The following is a 21,754-nucleotide window of genomic DNA, read 5'->3' as shown; positions in this document are numbered from 1 at the left end:
ATCCCAAGTTATTACATAGCATATCAATAATTATGTCTTTGTCATTGTTTAGAACACTTTAGATATTACGCTGTAGACCTCTGGAGAGCAAATGACCTCTATGGTTTAAGCTAATAAAAGATAAACATTACTTACCAGTCACTTTATTAGAATTTACTTATCTGGCACCGAGCGCACCAACCACTGCAACCATTACCGAGTAATATGGTCGAAGGCTAAACAGAAGGCTCAGTTGGCTTTTGCCTATGGCAGCGCTTACAATCATGTTATTAATTTTAATCAAATAAGCCAATCGCTATATGCCCTCAGTTTGTTTTTGAGGTGCTGGTGTCGCTGATTTAGCATCGACTCCTATCTATTTTAGTAAATATTTTTTTAATAAACTCCTTTGATTGGTCGTTAATACTGTTTAATTCTTATTCTTTTTTACGGCAGATAGCATTATGGCAACACTTTCCAATGCCGAAAAACGTTTCCTCAAAGCGCTTGTTACGTCGGTCAGTCGCCCACTGAATTTGGCTTGGGCGCTCACCATCATCAGTACGCTGTTTTTTGTCTGGCAGGCTTGGTTACTTGCCAATCTTTTCAGTACTTGGCTGAACAATCATTTTAATGAGTTGCCGCTGTCCACAGGTGTTTCTAACTATTGGTTTGTAGGACTCCTACTCTGCTTTATGATCCGGCCTTTGCTCAACAGCGGACGTGAGCTCATTAGTAGTCGCGCCAGTCTCAAAGTGCGCAGCGAGCTTCGTGAGTCTCTGTTATCGACCATGGCAAAGCTCGGGCCAAACCTGCGCTATTTTGGCAGTGACGGGAGTTTGTCTAGCCAGATCATAGACCAAACGGATGCGCTAGATGGCTTTATCAGTAGCTTTAGTGTGCAGCGCAAGGTTGCTACCAGCACGCCTATTATTTTGGTGATTGCTGTAGCATGGCAAAGCTGGATTGCCGCGGCTCTACTATTACTGACTGCGCCATTAGTACCCATATTCATGATACTTATCGGTCATTTAACTGCCCGAAAAAGCGCGGATCAATTCACGGCTCTCGCTCAGCTGAGCGGACGTTTTTTGGACTGGGTACGTGGTATGCCAACCTTAAAACGTTTGCAAGCCACCGATATCGCAGCTCACGACCTGACCATTAGTAGCGAGGATTATCGTCGCCGCACCATGGATGTACTAAAAGTTGCCTTTTTAAACGGTGCGGTATTAGAGCTCCTGGCTGCCCTAAGTATTGCGTTAGTAGCGGTGTATTTGGGCTTTGGATTAATCGGTATTTTGCCGTGGGCTAAAGGGGAAGTGCCAGTACCCTATTTTGGCGCTTTGTTTATCTTATTACTAGCGCCTGAGTTTTATGTGCCACTACGCCAGTTGGGTGCCGACTACCATGCCAAAGCGCAAGCGGAGGGCGCGGTACAGAGCCTGCTACCGATTATTGAGGCCGCCAGTATTGAAACGGCTAGTATTGAAAATACTAAACAAGTGGACTCTGAACCTTTAGATGACCCTAGCAGTGTTAAAGATAATAATGACCGTAAATCTAATAGATATACAGCTGACGCAATGCCACTAGATGTCTCTCAAGCTTTTGGCATAGCGCTATCTAACCTCAGCATCCGCAGCCCGATAGCGACCTCTCCCGAACTTGCCAATCAACAAACAACCGACACCGCAGCCTTCTATCGTACGCGTTTAGCGCCTGTTAGCTTTGGTATAACAGCAGGCGAGCGGGTCGCCCTGATTGGTGATAGCGGCAGTGGCAAGTCAAGCCTACTGCAAGCGCTGATGGGCTTTGTAAACTACGAAGGCTGTATTGAACTGATTAGCAAAGAGGGTGGGCAGCGAGTCGAGCTTACCGATATCAATCCTGAAAGCTTGCGTCAAAACATCGGCTATCTAGCACAGCAAGTGGCACTGATGCCGCTCACGATTGCCCAAAACCTGCGTCTTGCTAACCCTAACGCCACGGAACAAGCGCTGATTGATGCACTTGAGGTGGTGGAGTTATGGGAGTTGATTAAGCGCTTACCTGACGGTATCCATACTCAGCTTGGCGAGCGTGGTCAAGGCTTATCTGGCGGTCAACAGCAGCGTTTGGGTATCGCACAATTGCTACTGCGTGATGACAGTTTATGGCTGCTAGACGAGCCAACCGAGCATTTAGACCCTGATACCGCCCAGCGTATTCATGCCTTACTTGAGAGGGTCAGCCGTCATAAAACCGTTATATGGATTACCCACGCGCATGAGCAGCTAGATTGGTTAGATAACGTGATTCGACTGTCTCTGCCTATGTCACAACCACTGTCATCGGCAACTAACCATCAGGCACTCAATGCTAATACTGGTATTGGTGCTGACACTAATGAGCACTCTAGCCCGTTAGGAGATAAGCCATGAGTAAAAACATCTCACCTCATCAGTCTGACTATCAGCCTGTAGATAGCAATGCACCAGCCTTTCGCTTACGCGATATGTTCAAGCCCTCGTTTGATTTATGGCTCATCTCATGGCTGCTCGGGTTAATATTTGCCATCTCAATCATTGCGCTGCTGATGATATCAGGTTGGTTTATTACTGGTGCTGCCTTGGCTGGCATGCTGGCTGTTGGCTCACACGCCTTTAACTACATGGTGCCCGCTGGCATCATACGTATGCTAGCCATGGCGCGGACCGCGAGTCGCTATGGTGAGCTGATGGTCTCGCATCATGCCGTATTTGATTTATTAAAGACGCTCAGGTTGAGGTTTTTTAATCGCTTAGCTGCCCTGCCTTTATTGCAGCAGCGGCACGCTCTGCACGCCTCTCAATATATGCACAGGCTGGTCAGCGATATCGATAAGCTCGATGAGTTTATATTGCGCGTCATCTCCCCTTGGCTGATTAGCACCCTAACAGTGCTGCTACTGGCGGTGTTTATCGGTTTTGTGTTGCCTATCAGCACCATGCTCAAGCTGGTTATTTATACATTGCTCGCTTTTACCCTGCTATTGCCGCTACTATGTACTTATTTGGGTGTTGGACAAGCAAAGCGATTGGCCGAAGTATCGGAAGCCCGCCGACATAAACTCCTCGCTCCTTTAGCGATTATTACCCAGCTACTTCTTTGGCAACAATGGCGCGCGCAAACCCAAGACTATATAGCTCAAGATAAGGCGTTACAGCATTTAGAATGGCAAACCCAAAAACAGCGCTCTGGCTATATCTTGGGGATTCAATGGTTATTTTATTTAAGTATTTTGGTGGTGTTGTTTGCTGTTGCTACCTTGGATGGTAGTGCTTCTATCAATGTGCCATTAATACTGGCAGTGACACTAGGACTGCTTGGTATTCAAGAGATTGTCGCGCCTTTAGGTCAGCACTATCTTTCACTGGGTAGTAGTATCGCTGCCAAAAATCGCTTAAATACTTTGCTAAATCAGCAGGCTGATGACGATAATCTAGCAAAAGACAGCGTGAAAAGAGAAGCTGTTAAATTACAAACACCCAAACCCTTATTAGCACTGCCTACGAATGCACTTACCGCAGAGTTACGCGGTGTCTATGCAAAAATACCAAAAGCCTTAGTAGGCGCGCAAGATGTGAGCGTCACCATAAAATCGGGAACGCCGCTCATCATTCGTGGCCCTTCAGGTTGCGGCAAATCGACGTTATTGCAAATGCTGGCAGGTGAGCTGTCACTATTAAAAGGTGAGGTGACTTTAAATGGTGCCGCTTGGCATGATTACGACTGGCGTGATCAGCTCGGCTATTTAGGTCAGCATCTTGATATCTTTGATCAAAGCTTGGCAGCTAATCTGCATTTGGGAAAAGCAGATGCCAGTGATGCTGAGTTACTTGCTGCTTTAAACAAGGTCGGTCTATCGCAGTGGTTACAAGCGCAGCCGCAGGGGCTTGCCACACCGCTTGGCGAATATGGCGCGGCAGTATCTGGTGGTCAAGCAAGGCGTATAGCGCTGGCAAGATTATTATTAAAACCTCGCAGAGTGCTCTTACTTGATGAGCCATTTGCGGGTCTTGATGCTCAAACTCGTGCACAGGTTTGGCAAAATGTGCGTACGCATCAAAAAGATGACTTATTAATCATCGTTAGCCACCACGAATGGGATATGGGGCACTGCGAATCGTTAACGCTTGATGAGAGTGTATTTACTAGTGACGTATAAAGTCTATGAAGAAGATCAGCAGCTGTTAAAGGCTTTTGATAACGGCGACGCCATCGCTGTACTGGTCGAGCGTCACCAACGTACCAAAGGCTCAATCACTTCACGGCTGCTAAAGTTCGGTAAAATGCTTGATTAGGACGTACTTGGTAATTAAGCTGAACCTTTAACGTCAAATAAATAAGTTAACGAAGGAGTGATCATGGCTTTAGGAAAACTTTCACGCTTTGAGCGCTTATTTTCACCCACCATCATTGAGCGCGGTATCAACTATAAAAATTCAGGCGCGGTCAGGCAGTTGATTGGACAAAAACTCGCATCTGATGCTATTACAGTCAATAAACGGCAACAATGGTCAGCTATAGTTTATGGTTCTCAGCGCTACCCTGTGCAAGTCACGCTGACGCAGATGCCCGATGGTGATATGACCATCGATAGCCTATCTTGCCAGTGTCCTTATGGCGATGCTTATGATGACTATTGCAAGCACTTGGTTGCCGTATTGCTGCGTATTCGTGAGCAGCTTAAAAGTGGTGAAGCAATTCTAGAAGAAAATGCCATTATAGAAGACGCCATAGTGAATACCAACCCAGTGATAGATAGCGAAGCACTATTACAATCTTTGGACAAGCCAGCATTGCAAGAGTTTATCCAACAATGCTTACTGCACCATCCTCACCTATTAGATGAGCTAGTCATCTGGGCAAGCCGCTATAAAGAAAAAGCTCCTGAAGAGGATAATAGTGCGTTACGCGACCCCAAAGTGCTGCAATCTATGCATCGGCAAGTTGATGCTATCTTAGATATCGATAATAGATATTATGACGACTACGACGATTACTATGCTAGTGAGAGTGACTTTCGTGACGAGAGCGTCAAATTTGAGCAAATATTTGACCAGTTTGATAACCAGCTTCAGTATCAAGTCGCTTGTGTCTTATATTGGCTTGGGAGGTTAATAGATGTCAATGAAGAGTATCCAGAGAGGGATATCTCTGAAGGCTTTTATGTAGGATTTGCCAAATTCGGTCAGCTGGTTTTTGGTATTGCTGAAAATGAGCAAGCTCAAGACTACCATCCCAGTTGGAGCGGTGCCTTAATTCTGTATCAGACAAATTTGCATAAAGAGCTACTGACAGAGGTGCGCCAGCAAGTCGATGATTGGCAAATGGATAATATTTATGAGACAGATTCTAGCTATCAGCCTGAACGGGTAGGCTTTGATTTATTGATTGCCAAGCAGGATTGGTACGCTGCTCTGGCACTTCTAAACGGGCATATCGAGGTGGAAAAGCTCTCAAGGTACGGCGATTATCAACTTGAGAGCCTAGTGACGCTAAAGATTGCTTTATTGAACCATTTACAAAATAGTGATTTGGTAGCTAATCAGCTTATCGCTAATGGACAAATTAGTGAAGTGTTGAGTGAGTTTGCCTACCTACCTAAGATTCGCGGTTTACTAATAGATAAAGCGTTAAGCTTGGGTGAAGTCAATCTTGCCGTGCGTTTGATTTCTCAAGGTATCGATATCGCTAAAGAAGAAGGTCACACAGGTACGGTAATCAAGTGGCAAAAGCAGTTGGTTAATGTTATCTTGCAGGCAGGTGACTTGCCTGTGCAAACAGATATGACAGAGATTATCCGTCAAAATTGTAAATCGCTGGCTTTTGATGGATTGAGAAAAATTGATGAGTATTACTATAAAAAATGGCGAGACAGCTATCCACCTGATGAATGGCAAACGGTTATCAGTGCCCAACAAGACCGTCTTAGACGCTTAATTCAAAGACATAATCCGCAACCAACACATTCCTTTCAAGTTGGCGGCTTTGAGCTATTTTTATTAGCACAGACTTATAGCTTAGAAGCCGATACCAAAGCTTTGATTGAGCTGCTCAAATCCTATCCTCATGCCAGTTTGCTTAAAGACTATCAAGATCAAATCATTGCGGCCGATGCTGCTTGGCTTATCGACTTTTATAAACAGCAATGGACGCAACGAATAGAACAGGTAAACGGACGCAAAGAATACAAAGAGCTGGCGGGGGACATTCAGCGTATGTTGGCTGCCCTGCCGGCAGCGACTACTATGTGGAAACCTTTGGTCAAAGAATGGCAAAGGCGGTTCAGTGAATATCCTAGAAAGCCCGCGCTATTGGACGAGCTTAGCAAAATACACTGGCCTAAAGTTTAGTGTCTGCGCTAAGCCTTTTTTACCACTGAAGATTTAAGCTTCATCTGCCCAAAGCCATCAACCTTGCAGTCGATATCATGTCCATCTACAGGATTATCAAGCAGGCGGATGCTTCTCACTTTGGTGCCAACCTTGATAGAGTTTGATGAGCCTTTGACCTTTAAGTCGCGAATGACCGTCACCGCGTCACCATCTTGCAGCTCATTCCCTACCGCATCACGAATGATGCTGTCTTCCTCAGCTTGAGCCTCGGCAGCATCAGCTTCAGCAGCCGTCCATTCATGAGCGCACATCGGGCACACTAGTAAGGCACCATCTTCATAAGTATATTCAGCATCACATTTTGGACAATTGGGTAAGCTCATAATTTCCTCGATAGCCGTCAAAATAAGGGTTGTAGTAGATCATTATTGTACCCCAAGTCGCTGACTTTAACCAATTTGCACGCTTGAAATGTAGGCGCTGCGCCCAATCTACAACACATGTATGGCATTTTTTTATGCATCTGTTTTTTGTGTTACTCTACTTTGTAGTCATTCATCTTCGATATACTGGTCTTTGAATATGACCTAAGCGCAATCTTTATTGTGCTCCCTATTTCGATTCTAATAGACGACATACGAACCATAAAACAGAGTACATCCAACTAAATCCATATAATAATGAAGGATAATAACCATGAGTCAATCTTCAAACGTATCTGTATTGCCGCAATTTGCACAATTAACCTTACAAGGCGAGGATGCCGAAAAATTCTTACAAGGTCAGATCACAACTAACGTAACCAAAATCGGGCTCAGCTATCAACCGACCGCACTTAGTAACCTAAAAGGGCGGATTGATTTTGGCCTTTGGATAAAAAAGCAAGACGAAAATCAATTCGACTTGGTCGTCAGTAGCGACTGTGTTGAATCTCTCCAAGCACATTTAAAGAAATACGGTGCTTTTTTTAAGTTTGAGACCAGCACGCCAACGCCAATCTATCCTTGCGTGATTGCTGATGAGCCGACCTTTAGTCATAAAGATGAGCATAATACGGCAGAGAATACCCAAGCTTGGATGCAGAGTAGCATCGCCACGGGTAACTATTGGATAGTAGCGGCAACTCAAGGTCAGTTTCAGCCGCAAGAGCTGCGTCTGCACCAGCGCGGCGGTATGGACTATGACAAAGGCTGCTATCTCGGTCAAGAAGTCATCGCTCGCATTTACTTTAAAGCGGCGCCCAAAGCATTTTTGCATTATGTAAAAGGAACGGGTGATGTCCCGGCAGCAGGTGACAAGCTTGATAAAATTCAAGTGGTCAATGCGATTGCTACTGCCGACGGTTTTGAAGCCTTGGTAGTTGCACGCCCAGCACATCTCGATGATAGCGACCTGACTCTATTAGAGTTACCAAAAGCATTGCAAGCTGATATCGCGCGTCCGCAATAGCTGTGTTCAAACCGCAATCAAGCGTCAAATAAGCAGCTAAAACAGCCACTAAGAGATTTTACTCATGACACATATTGCGGTACTCGGAGCAGGCGTAGTGGGTGTGACCAGCGCCTGGTATCTTCAGCAAGCAGGCTATGATGTGACTGTCATTGAGCGTGAATCAGCAGCGGGAATGCAAACCTCGTTTGCCAATGGCGGGCAGATATCCGTCTCCCATGCGACCCCTTGGGCCAATCCTGCTACCCCAATGAAAGCGCTCAAATGGCTGTTTAAAGAAGACGCTCCGCTACTATATCGTCTGCGAGCTGACAAGGCGCAGCTCAGATGGGCGATGCAATTCTTGCAAGAGTGCCGAGCAGAACGAGCTGATGCCAATTTGGTGCAAATGGTACGTTTGGGCTTATATTCTAGAGATGCCTTGCAGCAGCTGCGTGCTGATATCGGTATTGATTACGAGCAGCAAACACGCGGTATTATGCACTTTTATACCGATCAAGCTGAGTTTGATGCCGCCATTGCACCAACACAGCGTATGCAGGCGCTAGGCTGCGAACGTCATGTCATTGATATTAATAATGCAGTCAGTTTAGAGCCAGCGCTCTATCCTATTGCCCACAAGCTCAAAGGCGCTACTTATACCAGCCGTGATGAGTCAGGTAATGCGCATCTATTCACTCAGCGCCTAGCTGAACGCTGCATTGAAGCTGGCGTGCAGTTCTTATACGATACGGAAGTTTTGGCGTTAAACGCTGACGCCCACTCTACCCATCCGCATATTCATAGCATGACTATCCGTCCCAAGGGTGAAAACGCGCAAACCTTTAGTGCAGACAGCCATGTACTAGCACTTGGCAGCCATAGCGTTGCATTAATGAAGCCGCTTAATATTCATCTACCGATCTTCCCTGCCAAAGGCTACTCGGCCACTTATCAAATCAATCCGCGTGCTCCGCATCTAGCACCATTCGTCAGTCTTATTGATGATGAGTTCAAGCTGGTCACCTCACGCCTTGGCGATAAATTACGCGTTGCTGGCACAGCAGAATTCAATGGTTATAATTTGGATTTGAATAGCACACGCTGTGAAGCCATCACTCGCCGTGTACAGCAGCTATTCCCGAAAGGTATCATTGCTAATTCTGTGCAATATTGGACAGGGCTGCGACCGATGACCCCATCAAACGTACCGTTAATAGGACGCGCGCATAAAGGTCAAGTCCGTCATGGCAGTCAAAATACGAATGCCAGTTTTGATAATTTATGGCTCAATACTGGTCATGGTACGCTTGGCTGGACGCATGCTTGCGGTTCAGCAAAGGCTATTAGTTTATTGCTACAAGGCGAGACATCGCCAGTCGATTTTGATTTTGTCGGAGTCAATAAATAAGCGTCATACTCTCTATCTTTTTTGAAACTAATCCCTCTCATTCGTTACTCGTTTTACGTAGTACATGCACAATCTAGATGATTCAATACATAACTACGGTATCCATAACACAGACCTGCAGATAACCATAATTAAGCAACACTTCCAACATTGCCTATACAGACATCATTGCTCAATCTACCTATATTAGATAGCACCAGTTGGTTGGTTTAGATGCATAACTGCTGACTGAAGTATGAAAAAAGACAGATGGAATAAATGTCTCAATAATGAATCCAAAAATCAAAAAAGGAATCTAATAATGAACGAACATACTCTAAAAGGTGATTGGAACCAACTCAAAGGTTCAGTAAAACAAAAATGGGCCGACTTAACTGATGATGACTTACTACATGTCGAAGGCAGCCGCGATAAGCTAGTCGGCCGTGTGCAAGAGCGTTATGGTCACTCTAAGGAAGAAGCTGAGCGTGAAGTAGACACATGGCGTCGTGAAAATAATTACTAATTTATCTGTAGTATTATGCAAATAAATACAGAATCAAGAAAGCCGCATATAATTATGCGGCTTTTTGCTTGCTCAGGTATTCATGCCTTGACATACTCCCGCCACTTTCGACAAGCTCAAGTGGGGGATTCTAAAAGCAAAAGCTCTTAGGCGACTTTCTCACGACCGTCGCAAGTTTTCTGCTTCAACGGGCGACCTTTACTGCATCTTCCCTCGACAGACAAAACGGCATGTCCTGCCGCAAGAATATTACGAGCTGCATTAACATCTGCATTCGCAATATAACCACATTCAACGCACTCAAATTTTGCTTGGGTACGTCTATTTTCTTTTGCAACATGCTTGCATTTAAAGCAAGTTTGGCTTGTATAACGCGGGTTTACTTTAATCAGTAACCCGCCTTGCCATTGTTGCTTGTAATCCATCATATCAATCATCATGCCCCATCCTTGATCAAGAATTGATTTGTTCAATCCTGACTTGGCTTTGACATTGCGACCTTTATTTTCAAGAGTCCCGCTTGCAGATCTCGACATATTAACTACTTTTAAATCCTCACAGACAATCATGGCGTGGTTTTTGCTGATGTCAGTGCTGATTTTATGCAAGTAGTCATGGCGAATATTGGCAATGTGATGGTGAAGCTTTTGGATTTTACGGTTTTGCTTTTCCAATTATTACTAAATAAGACCTTACGACTTAATTGGCGCTGTAGCTTTGCTAGTTCGCCTTGATTGGCTTTAAAGCTGCTCTTAGGTTTAAAGCACTGACCGTTTGAGCCGGTAACTAATTTACTGACACCTAAATCAATACCTATGGCGGTATTGGACGGATGGTGCGGTGTTTCAACCTCATGCTCCGTACCAAAAGACACGTACCAATGACCGGATTTCTTACTGATGGTGACGTTTTTAACTATCCCAAGAATGTCTTGCGATTTTCTAAACTTCACAAACCCTACACCATTCGGTAGTTTGACACGATTGCCTTCAACACGGCAATATTTATCAAACTGTACCAAGCGTATTGAATCACACCCATCTGATTTGCGTTTAAATCTTGGCATTAGTGGGCGTAGTTGGATTTCTGTGCCATCAGCAAGCTTGAAAAACTTAGGCTTTTTAGGTTTTTTCTTATTCTCTTTCAATCGTGCATGAACTTTAGGGTCAAAAAAGCGTGACCAAGCTGACGCTAAATCACGTACTTTTTGCTGTAAGGACACCGCATTGGCATGGGTTCTTAAGAAGGCAAACTCAGGATTTGCTTTAATATCCATGATTTTATTAACCAAATTGGTTGCATTAATAAACTCATTGTTAGTAAACATCTCAAATGAGAGTGCCAGCATTTGATTCCAAACAAAACGTGCAGAACCAACAAGGTTATTTAAGATAACCTCTTGCTCTGCATTAGGCTCAAGCCTAAATTTGTACGCTTTATTAATTTTCATAATGAATACTTTATTAGTCAGTGTGTTTGTTATTTATACCATGTTATACTATATAACATAAACAATAAAGGGTATTTATTATAATGAGTGAGATATATAAAAACCGTCATTCTGCTTATAATCTGCATGTGCATTTGGTATTCATCACCAAGTACCGCAAAAAGGTTTTAGCTGATAATCATCGTCAATACTTTAAAGAAGTTGTTGCTGAGATATGCAAGGATTTTGGTGCAGAACTCAAGGAATGTAACGGTGAAGGCGATCATGTTCACATGCTGATTCAATACCCGCCAACGGTACAACTAAGTAAGATGGTTAATAATTTAAAGTCGGTCACAAGTCGGCGCATGAGAGCTAACTTTATCGACCTAAGGGCGGCTTACAATAAACCTGTTTTGTGGTCACGCTCTTACTTTGCCGGCTCATGTGGCGGAGCGCCGTTGGAGATTATCAAACAATACATTCAAAATCAGCAGAGCTAGGCTATACGAAATTTACCTCCACCCTAGCGTCGGGTGGAGTCCTCTTTCGTGGGGTGATAGGCTAGATTGTTTAACAAGACTAGGGTATCTAATAAAGACATCAAACTTCACAACGTCCAGACACGATAAAACCGCATAGCAAATGATTGTTATGCGGTTTTATTGTTAACTATCCATGTTAACTATCACGACTGTAATCTATGCATCCTTGCATAAGGTTCAGTATAATGTGATATTGGGCATCCTACCCTTTTTAGTACAACTATCAGCAAAGGTTTTGCTTCCTTACTTCACTTGCCAGTATCATCCTGATGCTAGTTTGTGAATCATTATCCTTAATGCGGTTAACTCAATCCTTGAGTCACATTCCCTAATGCCGTGTGACTATAATGCCAAATTAACACCTTGTTGTTAAGTCGTATTAGCGTCAATGTGTGTAAGCATATGCTTACAAGAGTTTTATAATAAGACGATTTTTATCGGTATTAGATCAACATCTCGCCGACAATACCGACCAAAAACCCTAACGACGCACCAAGCGAGATCAAGTAGCTCTTCTCTAATTTACTCTCAGGGATAATGTCTTGTATCAATAAATACAAAATACCGCCACTGGCAAACATCATTAAATGCGCCGTTAAATCAGGATGCGCACTCAAGAAAAAATGCCCAATAAGTGCAGAAAAGACTCCCAAAAAGCTTAGGCAAAAAAAGATAATTAAGGTCTTTTTTACACTAAAGCCACTTTGCACCAAATCTCGGAATGAGTTAAATGATTCTGGCAAGTTTTGCAAACCAATAAACACTGCCAACAATAGAGCCATCTGCGGCTCAATCGCAAACACCGCTCCTAAAGCAATAGACTCTGGTATAAAGTCCATCATCATCGCCAATAACGTTGACTGCTGTCCGCCTGACTGTGCAAGCTTACGATCAATAAGCATAAATAGCACAGCACCTAGCAAAAATGAACCTGCAACGTCCCAAATACCAAGCGTCTCCATGCCTTTGGGAACTAATACCAAAGCCAGCGCCGATAATATAATACCAGCTCCAAACGACATTAACGTATGGGTGATCTCATACTTAACTGGACTTTCTTTGACATGATGATTGAATATGTTGGCCAAAATCCCGCCAAGAAACACCGTTGCCCCAGCAAACCCTGAAAACAAGACAAGCTTTAACAGCATGGTTTTTAATCCTTTTATGATAGTTATATACCCACAGCTTAGATACACATAGCTCAAATACCTCCAACTTAGATGTATTCGCTAGATGCTACTGATAGTAGCCCATCTTGTTAACAATAAGTGCACTACTTAGCAAAGCTGACTCACTGCCGTATTGATTTATTACCCAATCCACTGCCTTGTTTACATCTTATTAACGCTAACGACACTTACTATCAAGTTTTACGCTCTATGATGTACATGTAATAAAATATTTCAAGCAGTTCGCTTGTTGCCCTGTCAAGGCTTTAGAACAATTACAGAAGTTGATACAGATAAAAAATAATAAAGATATAGTCGATTCAATTCGCAAAAACTACAAGGTAACCGAGTGTAGATGTATACGCAATACTTCAAACGAGGTTAACGCTGTAACTTTTTTATAGTGAGTTGACTATACTAAGCTGTAAGTCATTATAGGAACATGGATATCATGAAATTTACTTCTCGAGCAACGCCTAGACTGACACTCAAAGCTGCCGTGTCAGCTGGTTTGACAGTCGCGCTATTGGGTACTGCTGTTGGTTGCACTGTGACATCAGGCTACGACAACCAACCAGTCTACCGTGATGGCAGCTTTAATCGTGCAAGCCAACAACTGCGCCAAGATCTGCGCCGCAGCGGCTACGATGTGATAAACATCAAGTCTGATGAGTATCGTGGCCGTCAAATACTGATTGCTTATGCTAAAAAGAACAATCAACTGTATGAATTAAAATATACCTATCCTGAACTTAAGCGCATCAGCTCAGTCAAAAAGAGCGGGGCAAACATCTGGCAAGATAATAACGACTATCGTCAAAAAAACCATAAAAATAATGGCAATAGTAAGTATAAGAATAACGGCAATTATAAAAACAACAGTGAGCGAAAGAAGAAAGGTCACGATGTCGAAGATAGGATCAAACAAGAAGCTCGCTATCCTGCCATCAAGCAACGGGCGATTAGAAAGGTCAATGCCATGGGCTACCGTGTCACCGATATCGAGCTGGACGAAAAGAAAAATCGGGCATTTTTTGACATTGAAGCCAAACGCGGTGGACAAGATTATGAGATTGAACTTAGCTACCCTGACCTAAACGTCATCAAACTTAAAAAAGACTAGGCCGTGTTGAACATTCGACCATGGCACTAATGAGGTGACAGCACCGACAACAGAGATATACAGTTAAGCTTTTGGCATCGCTAACCCTTTGGTGCCTATGGTCAAATAAGCCTACTTTTGGTTTATTTGATCATTTTTTTATCGCGTTATCACAAGCGCTTTTCACAGGATAAGAGGACTTTATGAAAAACAAAAACTTACTAAAACCAGCCATTGCCACTACTATCGTTGCAGCGTTACTGACATTGACAGGCTGTGTCACTGCGCCTGGCTATAATGCTTATGGCGATCTTTATGAAGATGTTTATAAGGACAGCAAGGTCTATAAAAAGCACAAAAAGACCATCAAAGCCATTGATAAAGACATCTATCAACCCGCTATTGAGCAACGAGCGGCCAATATAGTCAGTGGTATGGGCTACCGTGTCAAAGACGTCAAATACAAAAAAGGCGATAGCAAAATCAAAGTAAAGGCCACACGTGGTGGTAAAGACTATAAAATCGATATGGCCTATCCAGGTTATCAGATAATCAAAATAAAATAAGACTGAGTCACCGCTTTTAAAGCTTAAAGATCCAGCACTTCGACGACATCATACGCAGGCGTCTCATAAGGATGCGCCTGCTTTAGTGCCTCAATAACTTTAGCAATATTCGCAGTAGCAACCACCATCTCTATCCGCCATTCGTCAACTTCTTCGAGTCTATCATGGGCACCAATATGTGGATTACTGCCTGCCAAGGGCCTGAATTGCCCCGTTCCCTGCACTTGCCAGCAGCAGTGCTCATAGTTACCGATAGTACCAGCACCTGCAGCAAAAAGTGCGGACTTAACCTGTTCTAAAACGTTGTTAGGAATAAAAACGGTCAGTTTATACATAGATTGCCCTTATAAAATACGTTTAACATAAAATTGAAAAATGATAGAAACTGCTATTTTTTCGACAAAGAAGGATGCCCTGTCCACACATAACGTAGCAGCCAGTCTTTGGCATCACCAGCATACTCAATACCAATACGTGGACGCAAGGATACTGGCGGCTGACAACCATCATCCTCCACCCAAACTGCTGACTCTGGGGTGATAGATTTACCATAGAGAGTGCGATCAATTTGTAGCTGCTTAGTCAGCTTGCCAGGGCCAGCAAACTGCTTGGGATGTGTCAGTTGCTTAGTGGCGCTAAGCAATTGCTCTTCAATCAAACGGTCACTGTCATCGGTCAAAAACCCAGCACGTATCAGTACAGACTCTGGTGACTCTGCCGCGCCACTGATGAGATTCAGCATATGATGCACGCCATAAGTCAGATACACATAGAACACTCCGCCCTGCTCGTACATAATCTCAGTACGTGCTGTACGTGTGCTTGCATGTGCCTGGCAGGCAGGATCATCTGCACCGATATAGGCTTCTGTCTCAGAGATGCGCATGCGCAATATTTTCGCTGTGCCATCAGTATCTATCAACTTTCTACATAGTATTTTACCCACCAATTCAGAGGCAACCACACAGGTTGGACGGGTAAACCATGTTGGCACTAGCACAGTGCTTGTAGTGGGTTTAGACATGAAAACTCGTTAGCCTGCTTGGATAAACAAACCTTATTATAAGAATAATAAGGCGCCTTAGTCGTGTCTCTTTCTTGATGATTCAGTTATTTTTTGCACAAAAAAACTGAGCGCGTGGCTCAGTTCTTGTGTGCTACATTATTACATACTTGGATTGAACGCTTAGCTTAAGGGGACACCGATACGCTTAGCCACTTCCTCGTAGCCTTCAATCACATCACCAAGTGACTGACGGAAGCGGTCTTTATCCAGTTTTTTCTTAGTCGTTTTATCCCAAATACGGCAGCCATCTGGTGAGAACTCATCACCCAAGACGATACGATCATGGAAGACACCAAACTCTAGCTTGAAATCGACCAATATTAAATCACCAGCATCAAACAGCGCTTTCAATACATCGTTGACTTGATGGGTCAGCTCTTCCATCTTTGCTAGCTGTGCCTGTGTTGCCCAGCCAAGAGAGATAGAAAGTGACTCATTGACCATAGGATCACCAAGCGCATCATCTTTGTAAAACAGCTCATAAGTAGGCGGCGTCAACGCTTGCCCCTCTTCTAAGCCCAAACGACGAACCAAACTGCCTGCGGCAAAGTTACGCACCACGCACTCAACTGGAATCATATCCAAACGCTTGACCAGCACTTCATCTTCAGACAGCTGCTTTTCAAAATGCGTTTCGATACCAGCGTCAGCCAGTTTTTGCATAATAAAGGCATTAAAGCGGTTGTTAACCACACCCTTGCGTGCGAGTTGCTCGATACGCTTACCGTCAAGCGCTGAGGTATCATCACGAAAGTGTAAAATCAAAAGATCATTATCATCTGTTTCATAGACAGATTTGGCTTTGCCTTTATACAGCAGTTGTTGCTTTTGCATTATGGGGGTTCCTGTTCGTTCAAGCTTATGTGGTAAAAACGCGCAGCTACCGCTCAAAAATGAACGGTATGATTAGGGTGTTAAGTTTAATTAGTAGGTGCAGTAGTGATTGGAACGGTACGCTCTGGCTTTGGTAGTCGATACTGTTTGCCAGACTCGTTTTGTAATTGCAGTGTATTTTCACCCAGATTTGGGGTCGGATACAAGGGTACAAACGGAGCGGCTTGTTGCGCTACAGGCATCTCTAGTGGCGCTAACTTTTGGCTTTGTTGATATTCCAAACTGCCATTATCACGCTTACCTAGTACGCCTTTAGCGGTTTGACAACCACTCAGTACTAAGGTGCTGCCTAGAACTAAGGTAAATAGCGCAGTTAAAGTTTTTGATGTCATTAATGATGTCTTCATCATATGCTCTCTCAGAGTTAGCAATCGGTGCCTATATAGACGTGCGCTGACAATATGTCAACTCAATACCTATAAAGGCGTCTTCTAGCCAGATTTTATAGTAAATTTGCCCGTACTATGGCTTGATCGATGGTGGCATGGTGCTGCTCTGCAAGCCATACCAAGGGTAAGCGGATACCTTTATCTATCATGCCCATTTTATACAAGGCATATTTGGCAGGGATAGGGCTGGATTCAATAAACAAATCACGGTGTAAGTGTTTGATGACATCATGTGCGCTGTCAGCAGCAGCGAAATCACCGCGCAAAGCCGCCGTAAAAGTCTCACTCATGGCTTTTGGTGCCACGTTGGCGGTGACTGAAATATTACCACTGCCACCAACCTTCATCAAATCAAGCGCGGTCGCATCATCACCAGAGAGCACAACGATTCTATCACCAACCGCTTTAATCAATTGCTCTCCGCGGCCCACAGAGCCAGTCGCATCTTTAATCGCCACGATATTATCGATATCAGCGAGACGCTCAACGGTCTCTTGAGCGATATCTACGACCGTACGACCTGGTACGTTATACAGCATCTGCGGCATATCAACGGCTTCAGCGATGGCTTTATAATGCTGAAACAGGCCTTCTTGTGGCGGCTTATTGTAATAAGGCGCTACGAGCAACGCGCAGTCCGCACCAGCTTCTTTTGCGTCTTGGGTCAGCTTAATAGCCTCAAGGGTGTTATTCGCACCTGTACCAGCAATCACAGGCACACGGCCTTTGACATGCTCGACAAAATAGCGAATCACATCGCTGTGCTCTTGCATAGACAAGGTGGCAGACTCACCCGTCGTACCAACCGCAACAAGACAGTGCGTGCCTTGCTCGATTTGCCAATCTATGAGGTCTGCCAGACGTTTATAATCGACCGCTCCGTCAGGATGCATGGGCGTTACCAAGGCTACCATAGAGCCTTGTAGTCGGGTTTTAATATCGTCGTATGCTGTACTCATAACTGTGCCTTACTGGATTATCCTAGCTTTGATTAAAGCTATCGCATGATAGGTCGTTTGCAAGCGCTGCTGCCTTGCTCAATATGTATACTACTAACCAAACACTCAGTCAAACGCTGCATCTATAGAAGCACGCTTGTAATAAGTATTCAACTAATAAGTGCTAAAGACTACTGCTATAAATGACCGCTAGTGTAGCATATTTTGATTTATAGGCTCACTAACAAGTTTCGTCCCTGTCTGGGTTTTATATTGGCTTTGATTTTACCGCTCAGTTTAACGCAAATACCGTACTCTATAAAAGGTTTTGTCGATTATTAACGAATCGTCAACACATCAATGGTAGGTCGACGCACTCGAAATGGTAACCCGCGAGTACCAACACCACTACTGATAAAGACCTGTGCATTGCTATGTTGATACACCCCGCATTTGTTGTCAAAAGCCGTCTCGGGCAATAACATATTAGAAGCAAAGCTAGGCTGGTTATGAGCAGTGCTGTCATTCTGCTGCGGTGACAATCGGCTAGATTGAGCTGGTTTTGCCGCCCCTGTAATCAAGAGTGGTCTTGGCTGTAGCGTCTTGGGTAAGTCAGTAATACTATCAAATCTTGACGCTAGAATAATCACTGGTAGCACGGCATTTTCAATTTCAGTACATAACGCTGCTTTATCAGTAACAACGATCACCTCGCTGGTGTTATCGCTGGCCGAATGGCGTTTAGTAACATGATCTGCTGGCAAGTTTTTGGATGCTAGATCCTCTGGGCATAGCAGCGCCTTTGCACTAGGTAAGCTGTCGTCTTGAGAGTTTAGTTGCGGCATATCTTGCCAGCCACACAGCATGGCTACTTTTGATGAGGTATCAGCGCTCTGCGATTGCAGACTGTTCGTACTATTTTTAGGATACTTGGTTTTATGATGCTTGTCAGCTATCGGTGAGAGTGGCCGACACTGCTGACCGATATAGGTAATGTCAAGTACATCAAACGCAGCAGCTAGCGTATCTTCTAATAATGGCTGCCCTTGCTTGGTGGTATTTATGGACTGATAGCGTAAATCTGAGGTACTCATCACGGTATAAATGGGTTTATTGACCCCTTTAAACAACATCAACTGCCCAACCAGATCTGCCCCTGGATAATACAGCCAGTCACCTGTGATTAACACCGCATCTACGGATAAGGCATTAATCGTAGCGACAAGCTTTCTGATATGCCTAGGTTTGCCACTGTAGAGGCCTATACGCAAATCAGCCAATACCGCTATGGTTAGTGGCGACTGTATATTAATATCGATCGCTTGATGATGCAGGCGTAAGCGATTGGGCTGGACAATAACGGCATAAAAATACAACCCCATGGCTATCACAGCCATCAAAACCGCAGGCAGCGATAGACTGCCAAGCAGTGGTGTCACGTTTTGTACCCAACCAATAATAAGTAATAACGCCCAAAATGGCATGGTATAAGCGGCATAATACAAAGCCAGCTTGGGCCAAATACGCATAAAGCGCTTACTGGGGTTGGCATTAAATGTCTGTAAGCATGACCACAGCACCACATACGCCAGCAATGCCGTCACAGTAATGATACCTAGCGTATAAATAGCATGGTCAGTCATGAATACCTAGCTGTGGATGTGGATGAAAAAAGAAAAAGCCAGTGTGCCGCATAGTTGATTATGTCGTGAACACTGGCCTATCAAAAACCGCCTTATTATACCTATATTCAATGGATGCGCTAGCCTCAAGCAACCACCAAGCAACCACCCAGCAGTCCAGCAAAAAATCAGCCATTATAAAGCTCAAGGTCCACAAGTCAAAACCCCATTCCTAGTGCTCACTTAAATTGCTCAAGCATGACCAGCAAACTTATAAGTCATGTCTCCATTATTAATCAATGCGCAAACCAATAATAGCGGGTATACCTTGACGCATAATCTCGATAGTAACGACACCTTTTTTGGGCAGCGATGAGATAGCATCGGCAATATCCGTCGCCTTTCTGATAGGCTTTTGATGCAAGTTGGTAATGACATCCCCTGCTAATATACCAGAGCGCGCGGCAAGACCCGTAGGCTCAACGGCCGTGACCAAGACCCCAGTCTTGCCATCTGTCGCAAGCTCTGCTTGCTCATCAGGGGTCAAGTTACGTAAGCGCAGACCTAAACGCACTTCATCATCTTGTTGGTTTTGACCTTCAGCTTGTACATCACTTGGGGCATGGCTAAGTGTGCCAGACACAGTGAGCTGCTTGCCGTCTCGTTGTACTTGAGCACGGAACTTATCATTGGGCTTAGCGCGGTTAATGAGGTTTAAGAGGTCTGAGGCGCGCATGATCTTGTTATCATTGTACTGCAAGATGATATCGCCTGATTTTAGACCTGCTTTTTGGGCTGGCGAGTCTGGTGATACCCGCGTCAATAACGCGCCTTGTGGCCTCGCGAGCTTATAGACCTCTGCCAAGTTACGATCAATGTCCTGCGGATAGATACCTAAGTAGGCGCGCGTCACCTCACCGTTGTTTTTTAGCTGCTCGTAGATATCCATCGCCGCATCAATGGGAATAGAGAACGACAAGCCCATATAGCCGCCCGTACCACTAAAGATACGTGAGTTGATGCCAATCACTTCACCGCGCTGATTAAACAAAGGGCCACCTGAGTTGCCAGGGTTAAGCGCCACATCGGTTTGGATAAAAGGCACGCTGGTCTCACGGGAAAAACTGCGCGACTTGGCACTGACGATACCAGCAGACGCTGAGTAGTCAAAACCAAATGGCGAACCGATGGCCAATACTGGCTCTCCAACTCTGATGATGTTGGAGTCGCCAATTGGTAGCGCTGGGAACTGACTGCCAGTTACTTTTAACACCGCCACATCCGAGCGCTCATCACTACCGACCAAGGTAGCATCTAGCTCTGTGCGATCATTTAACGTCACGGTGATTTTGTCAGCGCCCTCAACCACATGATGGTTGGTGAGCATATAACCGTTGGAGGTGATAAAAAATGCGGTTCCATACGCGTGTTCAATCGCGGGCGTGGCTGCTCGATCAGGAATGCGTAAACGGTCACCAAAGAACTGTCGCAGCAATTCTGCGGTCTGAGCTTGAGCAAGCTCCGCCTCGCTCACGGTCTTGGTCACATTCACCCGCGCCACTCCTGGCGTCACTTGCTGTACAAGGTTAGAGAAGTCTGTGGTAGCGACTGCAGCTTGTGCGGTTTGAGTGGTCGCTACGCTCATGCCCGCCACCATCGTTGTACTTACTGCTACCGCCAGCAAGCTACGCTGTAGTATGCGCTGTAAATGATAAGCGATTGGTTGACTCTGCATAGTATCCTCTTATTTAATTATCTATATTTAGTTATCTAGATGCATTCAATGTATTTGGGCTGAATGCTTTTATTATTAGGGCGTATCATACAGTTGCAATGCAGCTCTGTTGTAGCCTTATTCTCAGACATATAATCTTAACCTATTTTTTATGCTGCTACTGTATAACAAAATCAGTATTTATTTTACTGTGGTTTTATTATCCACCTTGTATTATGCAAGACATTGTCCGCCATGACCATACACATCAACATGAGCATGGACTGGACTGGACACGAGCATGATAACTTAGTAAGCCGTCCCATAAACCAGCCAACTCGTCAGTCTCTAGTCTGCAAGTTTGCCTAGCGCACTTAATACAAGACAAATAAAATCATGCTATGATAACAAACCGAATAATACTCACAGTAGACAAAAGTTCACTATGAGCACATGGCTTTATCTGGATGACCATCGTGGCTTCTATTATAAAGGAGCTGTATATCGCTTGTTATCTACCGCAATTAATGACGGTAGATGATGCTTATTTAAACCTGTACGCTTTACACAATGACTGCTTTTCTACTGCTATTCCTGCCTGCTCTGATATGGCACGAATACCCTTTATGATG

General features: G+C 44.4%; 19 protein-coding genes and 1 pseudogene. 10 read left to right on the top strand and 10 right to left on the bottom strand.

All coding sequences use genetic code 11. The features are described from left to right. Positions 1-443: 443 nt before the first annotated feature. From cydD to JMX03_RS01225, 4 genes are all read left to right on the top strand, one after another. On the top strand, positions 444-2,402 hold the full coding sequence (cydD, locus tag JMX03_RS01240; protein WP_201593915.1) for a thiol reductant ABC exporter subunit CydD: 1,959 nt from the start codon (positions 444-446) through the stop codon (positions 2,400-2,402). Further along, a complete protein-coding gene (locus JMX03_RS01235; RefSeq protein WP_201593914.1) occupies positions 2,399-4,168 on the top strand; it encodes an amino acid ABC transporter ATP-binding/permease protein in 1,770 nt (589 codons plus the stop codon). The genes cydD and JMX03_RS01235 overlap by 4 nt, the downstream gene beginning before the upstream one ends. Beyond that, positions 4,158-4,304 carry a hypothetical protein gene (locus JMX03_RS01230; protein ID WP_201593913.1) on the top strand — a complete coding sequence of 49 codons (147 nt, stop codon included), beginning with the start codon at positions 4,158-4,160 and terminating at the stop codon, positions 4,302-4,304. The genes JMX03_RS01235 and JMX03_RS01230 overlap by 11 nt, the downstream gene beginning before the upstream one ends. A gap of 63 nt (positions 4,305-4,367) precedes the next feature. Next, positions 4,368-6,359, top strand: a complete 1,992-nt coding sequence (locus tag JMX03_RS01225) for an SWIM zinc finger family protein (protein ID WP_201593912.1) — start codon at positions 4,368-4,370, stop codon at positions 6,357-6,359. Positions 6,360-6,367: 8 nt separating this feature from the next. Here JMX03_RS01225 and JMX03_RS01220 read toward each other — a convergent pair whose 3' ends face one another. After that, positions 6,368-6,724 (bottom strand): zinc ribbon domain-containing protein YjdM, encoded by a 357-nt coding sequence (locus JMX03_RS01220; protein WP_320158293.1) that lies wholly within the window; start codon positions 6,722-6,724, stop codon positions 6,368-6,370. Between the two features lie 313 nt (positions 6,725-7,037). On the opposite strand from JMX03_RS01220, the gene ygfZ reads away from it, so the two are divergent. The 3 genes from ygfZ to JMX03_RS01205 all read left to right on the top strand — a co-directional run bounded on the left by ygfZ (position 7,038) and on the right by JMX03_RS01205 (position 9,685). Further along, positions 7,038-7,790 (top strand): CAF17-like 4Fe-4S cluster assembly/insertion protein YgfZ, encoded by a 753-nt coding sequence (ygfZ, locus tag JMX03_RS01215; RefSeq protein WP_201593911.1) that lies wholly within the window; start codon positions 7,038-7,040, stop codon positions 7,788-7,790. Positions 7,791-7,854: 64 nt separating this feature from the next. Further along, positions 7,855-9,180, top strand: a complete 1,326-nt coding sequence (locus JMX03_RS01210) for a D-amino acid dehydrogenase (protein WP_201593910.1) — start codon at positions 7,855-7,857, stop codon at positions 9,178-9,180. 301 nt (positions 9,181-9,481) lie between these two features. Then, positions 9,482-9,685 (top strand): CsbD family protein, encoded by a 204-nt coding sequence (locus JMX03_RS01205; protein WP_201576065.1) that lies wholly within the window; start codon positions 9,482-9,484, stop codon positions 9,683-9,685. A gap of 146 nt (positions 9,686-9,831) precedes the next feature. On the opposite strand, the pseudogene JMX03_RS01200 reads toward JMX03_RS01205, so the two are convergent. Beyond that, a pseudogene (locus JMX03_RS01200) lies at positions 9,832-11,135 on the bottom strand (RNA-guided endonuclease InsQ/TnpB family protein). 83 nt (positions 11,136-11,218) lie between these two features. On the opposite strand from JMX03_RS01200, the gene tnpA reads away from it, so the two are divergent. Further along, positions 11,219-11,617, top strand: coding sequence for an IS200/IS605 family transposase (gene tnpA / locus JMX03_RS01195; protein ID WP_068405507.1), 399 nt, complete (start codon positions 11,219-11,221; stop codon positions 11,615-11,617). 485 nt (positions 11,618-12,102) lie between these two features. Here tnpA and JMX03_RS01190 read toward each other — a convergent pair whose 3' ends face one another. Then, positions 12,103-12,810, bottom strand: coding sequence for a ZIP family metal transporter (locus JMX03_RS01190; protein ID WP_201576068.1), 708 nt, complete (start codon positions 12,808-12,810; stop codon positions 12,103-12,105). A gap of 472 nt (positions 12,811-13,282) precedes the next feature. On the opposite strand from JMX03_RS01190, the gene JMX03_RS01185 reads away from it, so the two are divergent. Together JMX03_RS01185 and JMX03_RS01180 are read left to right on the top strand one after the other, a co-directional pair. After that, on the top strand, positions 13,283-13,954 hold the full coding sequence (locus JMX03_RS01185; protein ID WP_201593909.1) for a hypothetical protein: 672 nt from the start codon (positions 13,283-13,285) through the stop codon (positions 13,952-13,954). Positions 13,955-14,136: 182 nt separating this feature from the next. Then, a complete protein-coding gene (locus JMX03_RS01180) occupies positions 14,137-14,499 on the top strand; it encodes a hypothetical protein (RefSeq protein ID WP_201576074.1) in 363 nt (120 codons plus the stop codon). A 23-nt stretch (positions 14,500-14,522) separates the two neighbouring features. Here the strand turns inward: JMX03_RS01180 and JMX03_RS01175 are convergent, their stop codons facing one another. From JMX03_RS01175 to JMX03_RS01145, 7 genes are all read right to left on the bottom strand, one after another. After that, positions 14,523-14,834, bottom strand: a complete 312-nt coding sequence (locus tag JMX03_RS01175) for a Nif3-like dinuclear metal center hexameric protein (RefSeq protein WP_201593908.1) — start codon at positions 14,832-14,834, stop codon at positions 14,523-14,525. A gap of 53 nt (positions 14,835-14,887) precedes the next feature. Next, complete coding sequence (locus JMX03_RS01170) at positions 14,888-15,523, bottom strand: DNA-3-methyladenine glycosylase (RefSeq protein WP_201593907.1); 636 nt, start codon at positions 15,521-15,523, stop codon at positions 14,888-14,890. A gap of 162 nt (positions 15,524-15,685) precedes the next feature. Continuing rightward, positions 15,686-16,399 (bottom strand): phosphoribosylaminoimidazolesuccinocarboxamide synthase, encoded by a 714-nt coding sequence (gene purC / locus JMX03_RS01165; RefSeq protein WP_201576081.1) that lies wholly within the window; start codon positions 16,397-16,399, stop codon positions 15,686-15,688. 86 nt (positions 16,400-16,485) lie between these two features. Next, positions 16,486-16,806: a hypothetical protein gene (locus JMX03_RS01160; RefSeq protein ID WP_201577611.1), complete on the bottom strand. Its 321-nt coding sequence runs from the start codon at positions 16,804-16,806 to the stop codon at positions 16,486-16,488. A gap of 95 nt (positions 16,807-16,901) precedes the next feature. Next, positions 16,902-17,807: a 4-hydroxy-tetrahydrodipicolinate synthase gene (dapA, locus tag JMX03_RS01155; RefSeq protein WP_201576083.1), complete on the bottom strand. Its 906-nt coding sequence runs from the start codon at positions 17,805-17,807 to the stop codon at positions 16,902-16,904. A gap of 317 nt (positions 17,808-18,124) precedes the next feature. Then, entirely contained in the window at positions 18,125-19,429 is a 1,305-nt protein-coding gene (locus JMX03_RS01150; protein ID WP_201593906.1) for a metallophosphoesterase family protein, read from the bottom strand. A gap of 271 nt (positions 19,430-19,700) precedes the next feature. After that, entirely contained in the window at positions 19,701-21,065 is a 1,365-nt protein-coding gene (locus JMX03_RS01145; RefSeq protein ID WP_201597680.1) for a Do family serine endopeptidase, read from the bottom strand. Positions 21,066-21,754 lie beyond the last annotated feature (689 nt).

The sequence above is a fragment of the Psychrobacter fulvigenes genome (assembly GCF_904846155.1).
GTDB classification, from domain to species: Bacteria; Pseudomonadota; Gammaproteobacteria; order Pseudomonadales; family Moraxellaceae; genus Psychrobacter; species Psychrobacter fulvigenes.
Note: the sequence above shows the minus strand (reverse complement) of the source record. Positions and strands in the feature narration are given on the sequence as shown.

Coding starts and splice junctions, on each gene's coding strand:
- JMX03_RS01235 (WP_201593914.1), top strand. CDS start 2,399: ATGAGTAAAAACATCTCACCTCATCAGTCTGACTATCAGCCTGTAGAT.
- JMX03_RS01145 (WP_201597680.1), bottom strand. CDS start 21,065: ATGGTGGCGGGCATGAGCGTAGCGACCACTCAAACCGCACAAGCTGCA.
- cydD (WP_201593915.1), top strand. CDS start 444: ATGGCAACACTTTCCAATGCCGAAAAACGTTTCCTCAAAGCGCTTGTT.
- JMX03_RS01205 (WP_201576065.1), top strand. CDS start 9,482: ATGAACGAACATACTCTAAAAGGTGATTGGAACCAACTCAAAGGTTCA.
- JMX03_RS01190 (WP_201576068.1), bottom strand. CDS start 12,810: ATGCTGTTAAAGCTTGTCTTGTTTTCAGGGTTTGCTGGGGCAACGGTG.
- JMX03_RS01225 (WP_201593912.1), top strand. CDS start 4,368: ATGGCTTTAGGAAAACTTTCACGCTTTGAGCGCTTATTTTCACCCACC.
- JMX03_RS01180 (WP_201576074.1), top strand. CDS start 14,137: ATGAAAAACAAAAACTTACTAAAACCAGCCATTGCCACTACTATCGTT.
- JMX03_RS01160 (WP_201577611.1), bottom strand. CDS start 16,806: ATGAAGACATCATTAATGACATCAAAAACTTTAACTGCGCTATTTACC.
- JMX03_RS01210 (WP_201593910.1), top strand. CDS start 7,855: ATGACACATATTGCGGTACTCGGAGCAGGCGTAGTGGGTGTGACCAGC.
- tnpA (WP_068405507.1), top strand. CDS start 11,219: ATGAGTGAGATATATAAAAACCGTCATTCTGCTTATAATCTGCATGTG.
- JMX03_RS01150 (WP_201593906.1), bottom strand. CDS start 19,429: ATGACTGACCATGCTATTTATACGCTAGGTATCATTACTGTGACGGCA.
- JMX03_RS01170 (WP_201593907.1), bottom strand. CDS start 15,523: ATGTCTAAACCCACTACAAGCACTGTGCTAGTGCCAACATGGTTTACC.
- purC (WP_201576081.1), bottom strand. CDS start 16,399: ATGCAAAAGCAACAACTGCTGTATAAAGGCAAAGCCAAATCTGTCTAT.
- JMX03_RS01220 (WP_320158293.1), bottom strand. CDS start 6,724: ATGAGCTTACCCAATTGTCCAAAATGTGATGCTGAATATACTTATGAA.
- JMX03_RS01175 (WP_201593908.1), bottom strand. CDS start 14,834: ATGTATAAACTGACCGTTTTTATTCCTAACAACGTTTTAGAACAGGTT.
- dapA (WP_201576083.1), bottom strand. CDS start 17,807: ATGAGTACAGCATACGACGATATTAAAACCCGACTACAAGGCTCTATG.
- ygfZ (WP_201593911.1), top strand. CDS start 7,038: ATGAGTCAATCTTCAAACGTATCTGTATTGCCGCAATTTGCACAATTA.
- JMX03_RS01185 (WP_201593909.1), top strand. CDS start 13,283: ATGAAATTTACTTCTCGAGCAACGCCTAGACTGACACTCAAAGCTGCC.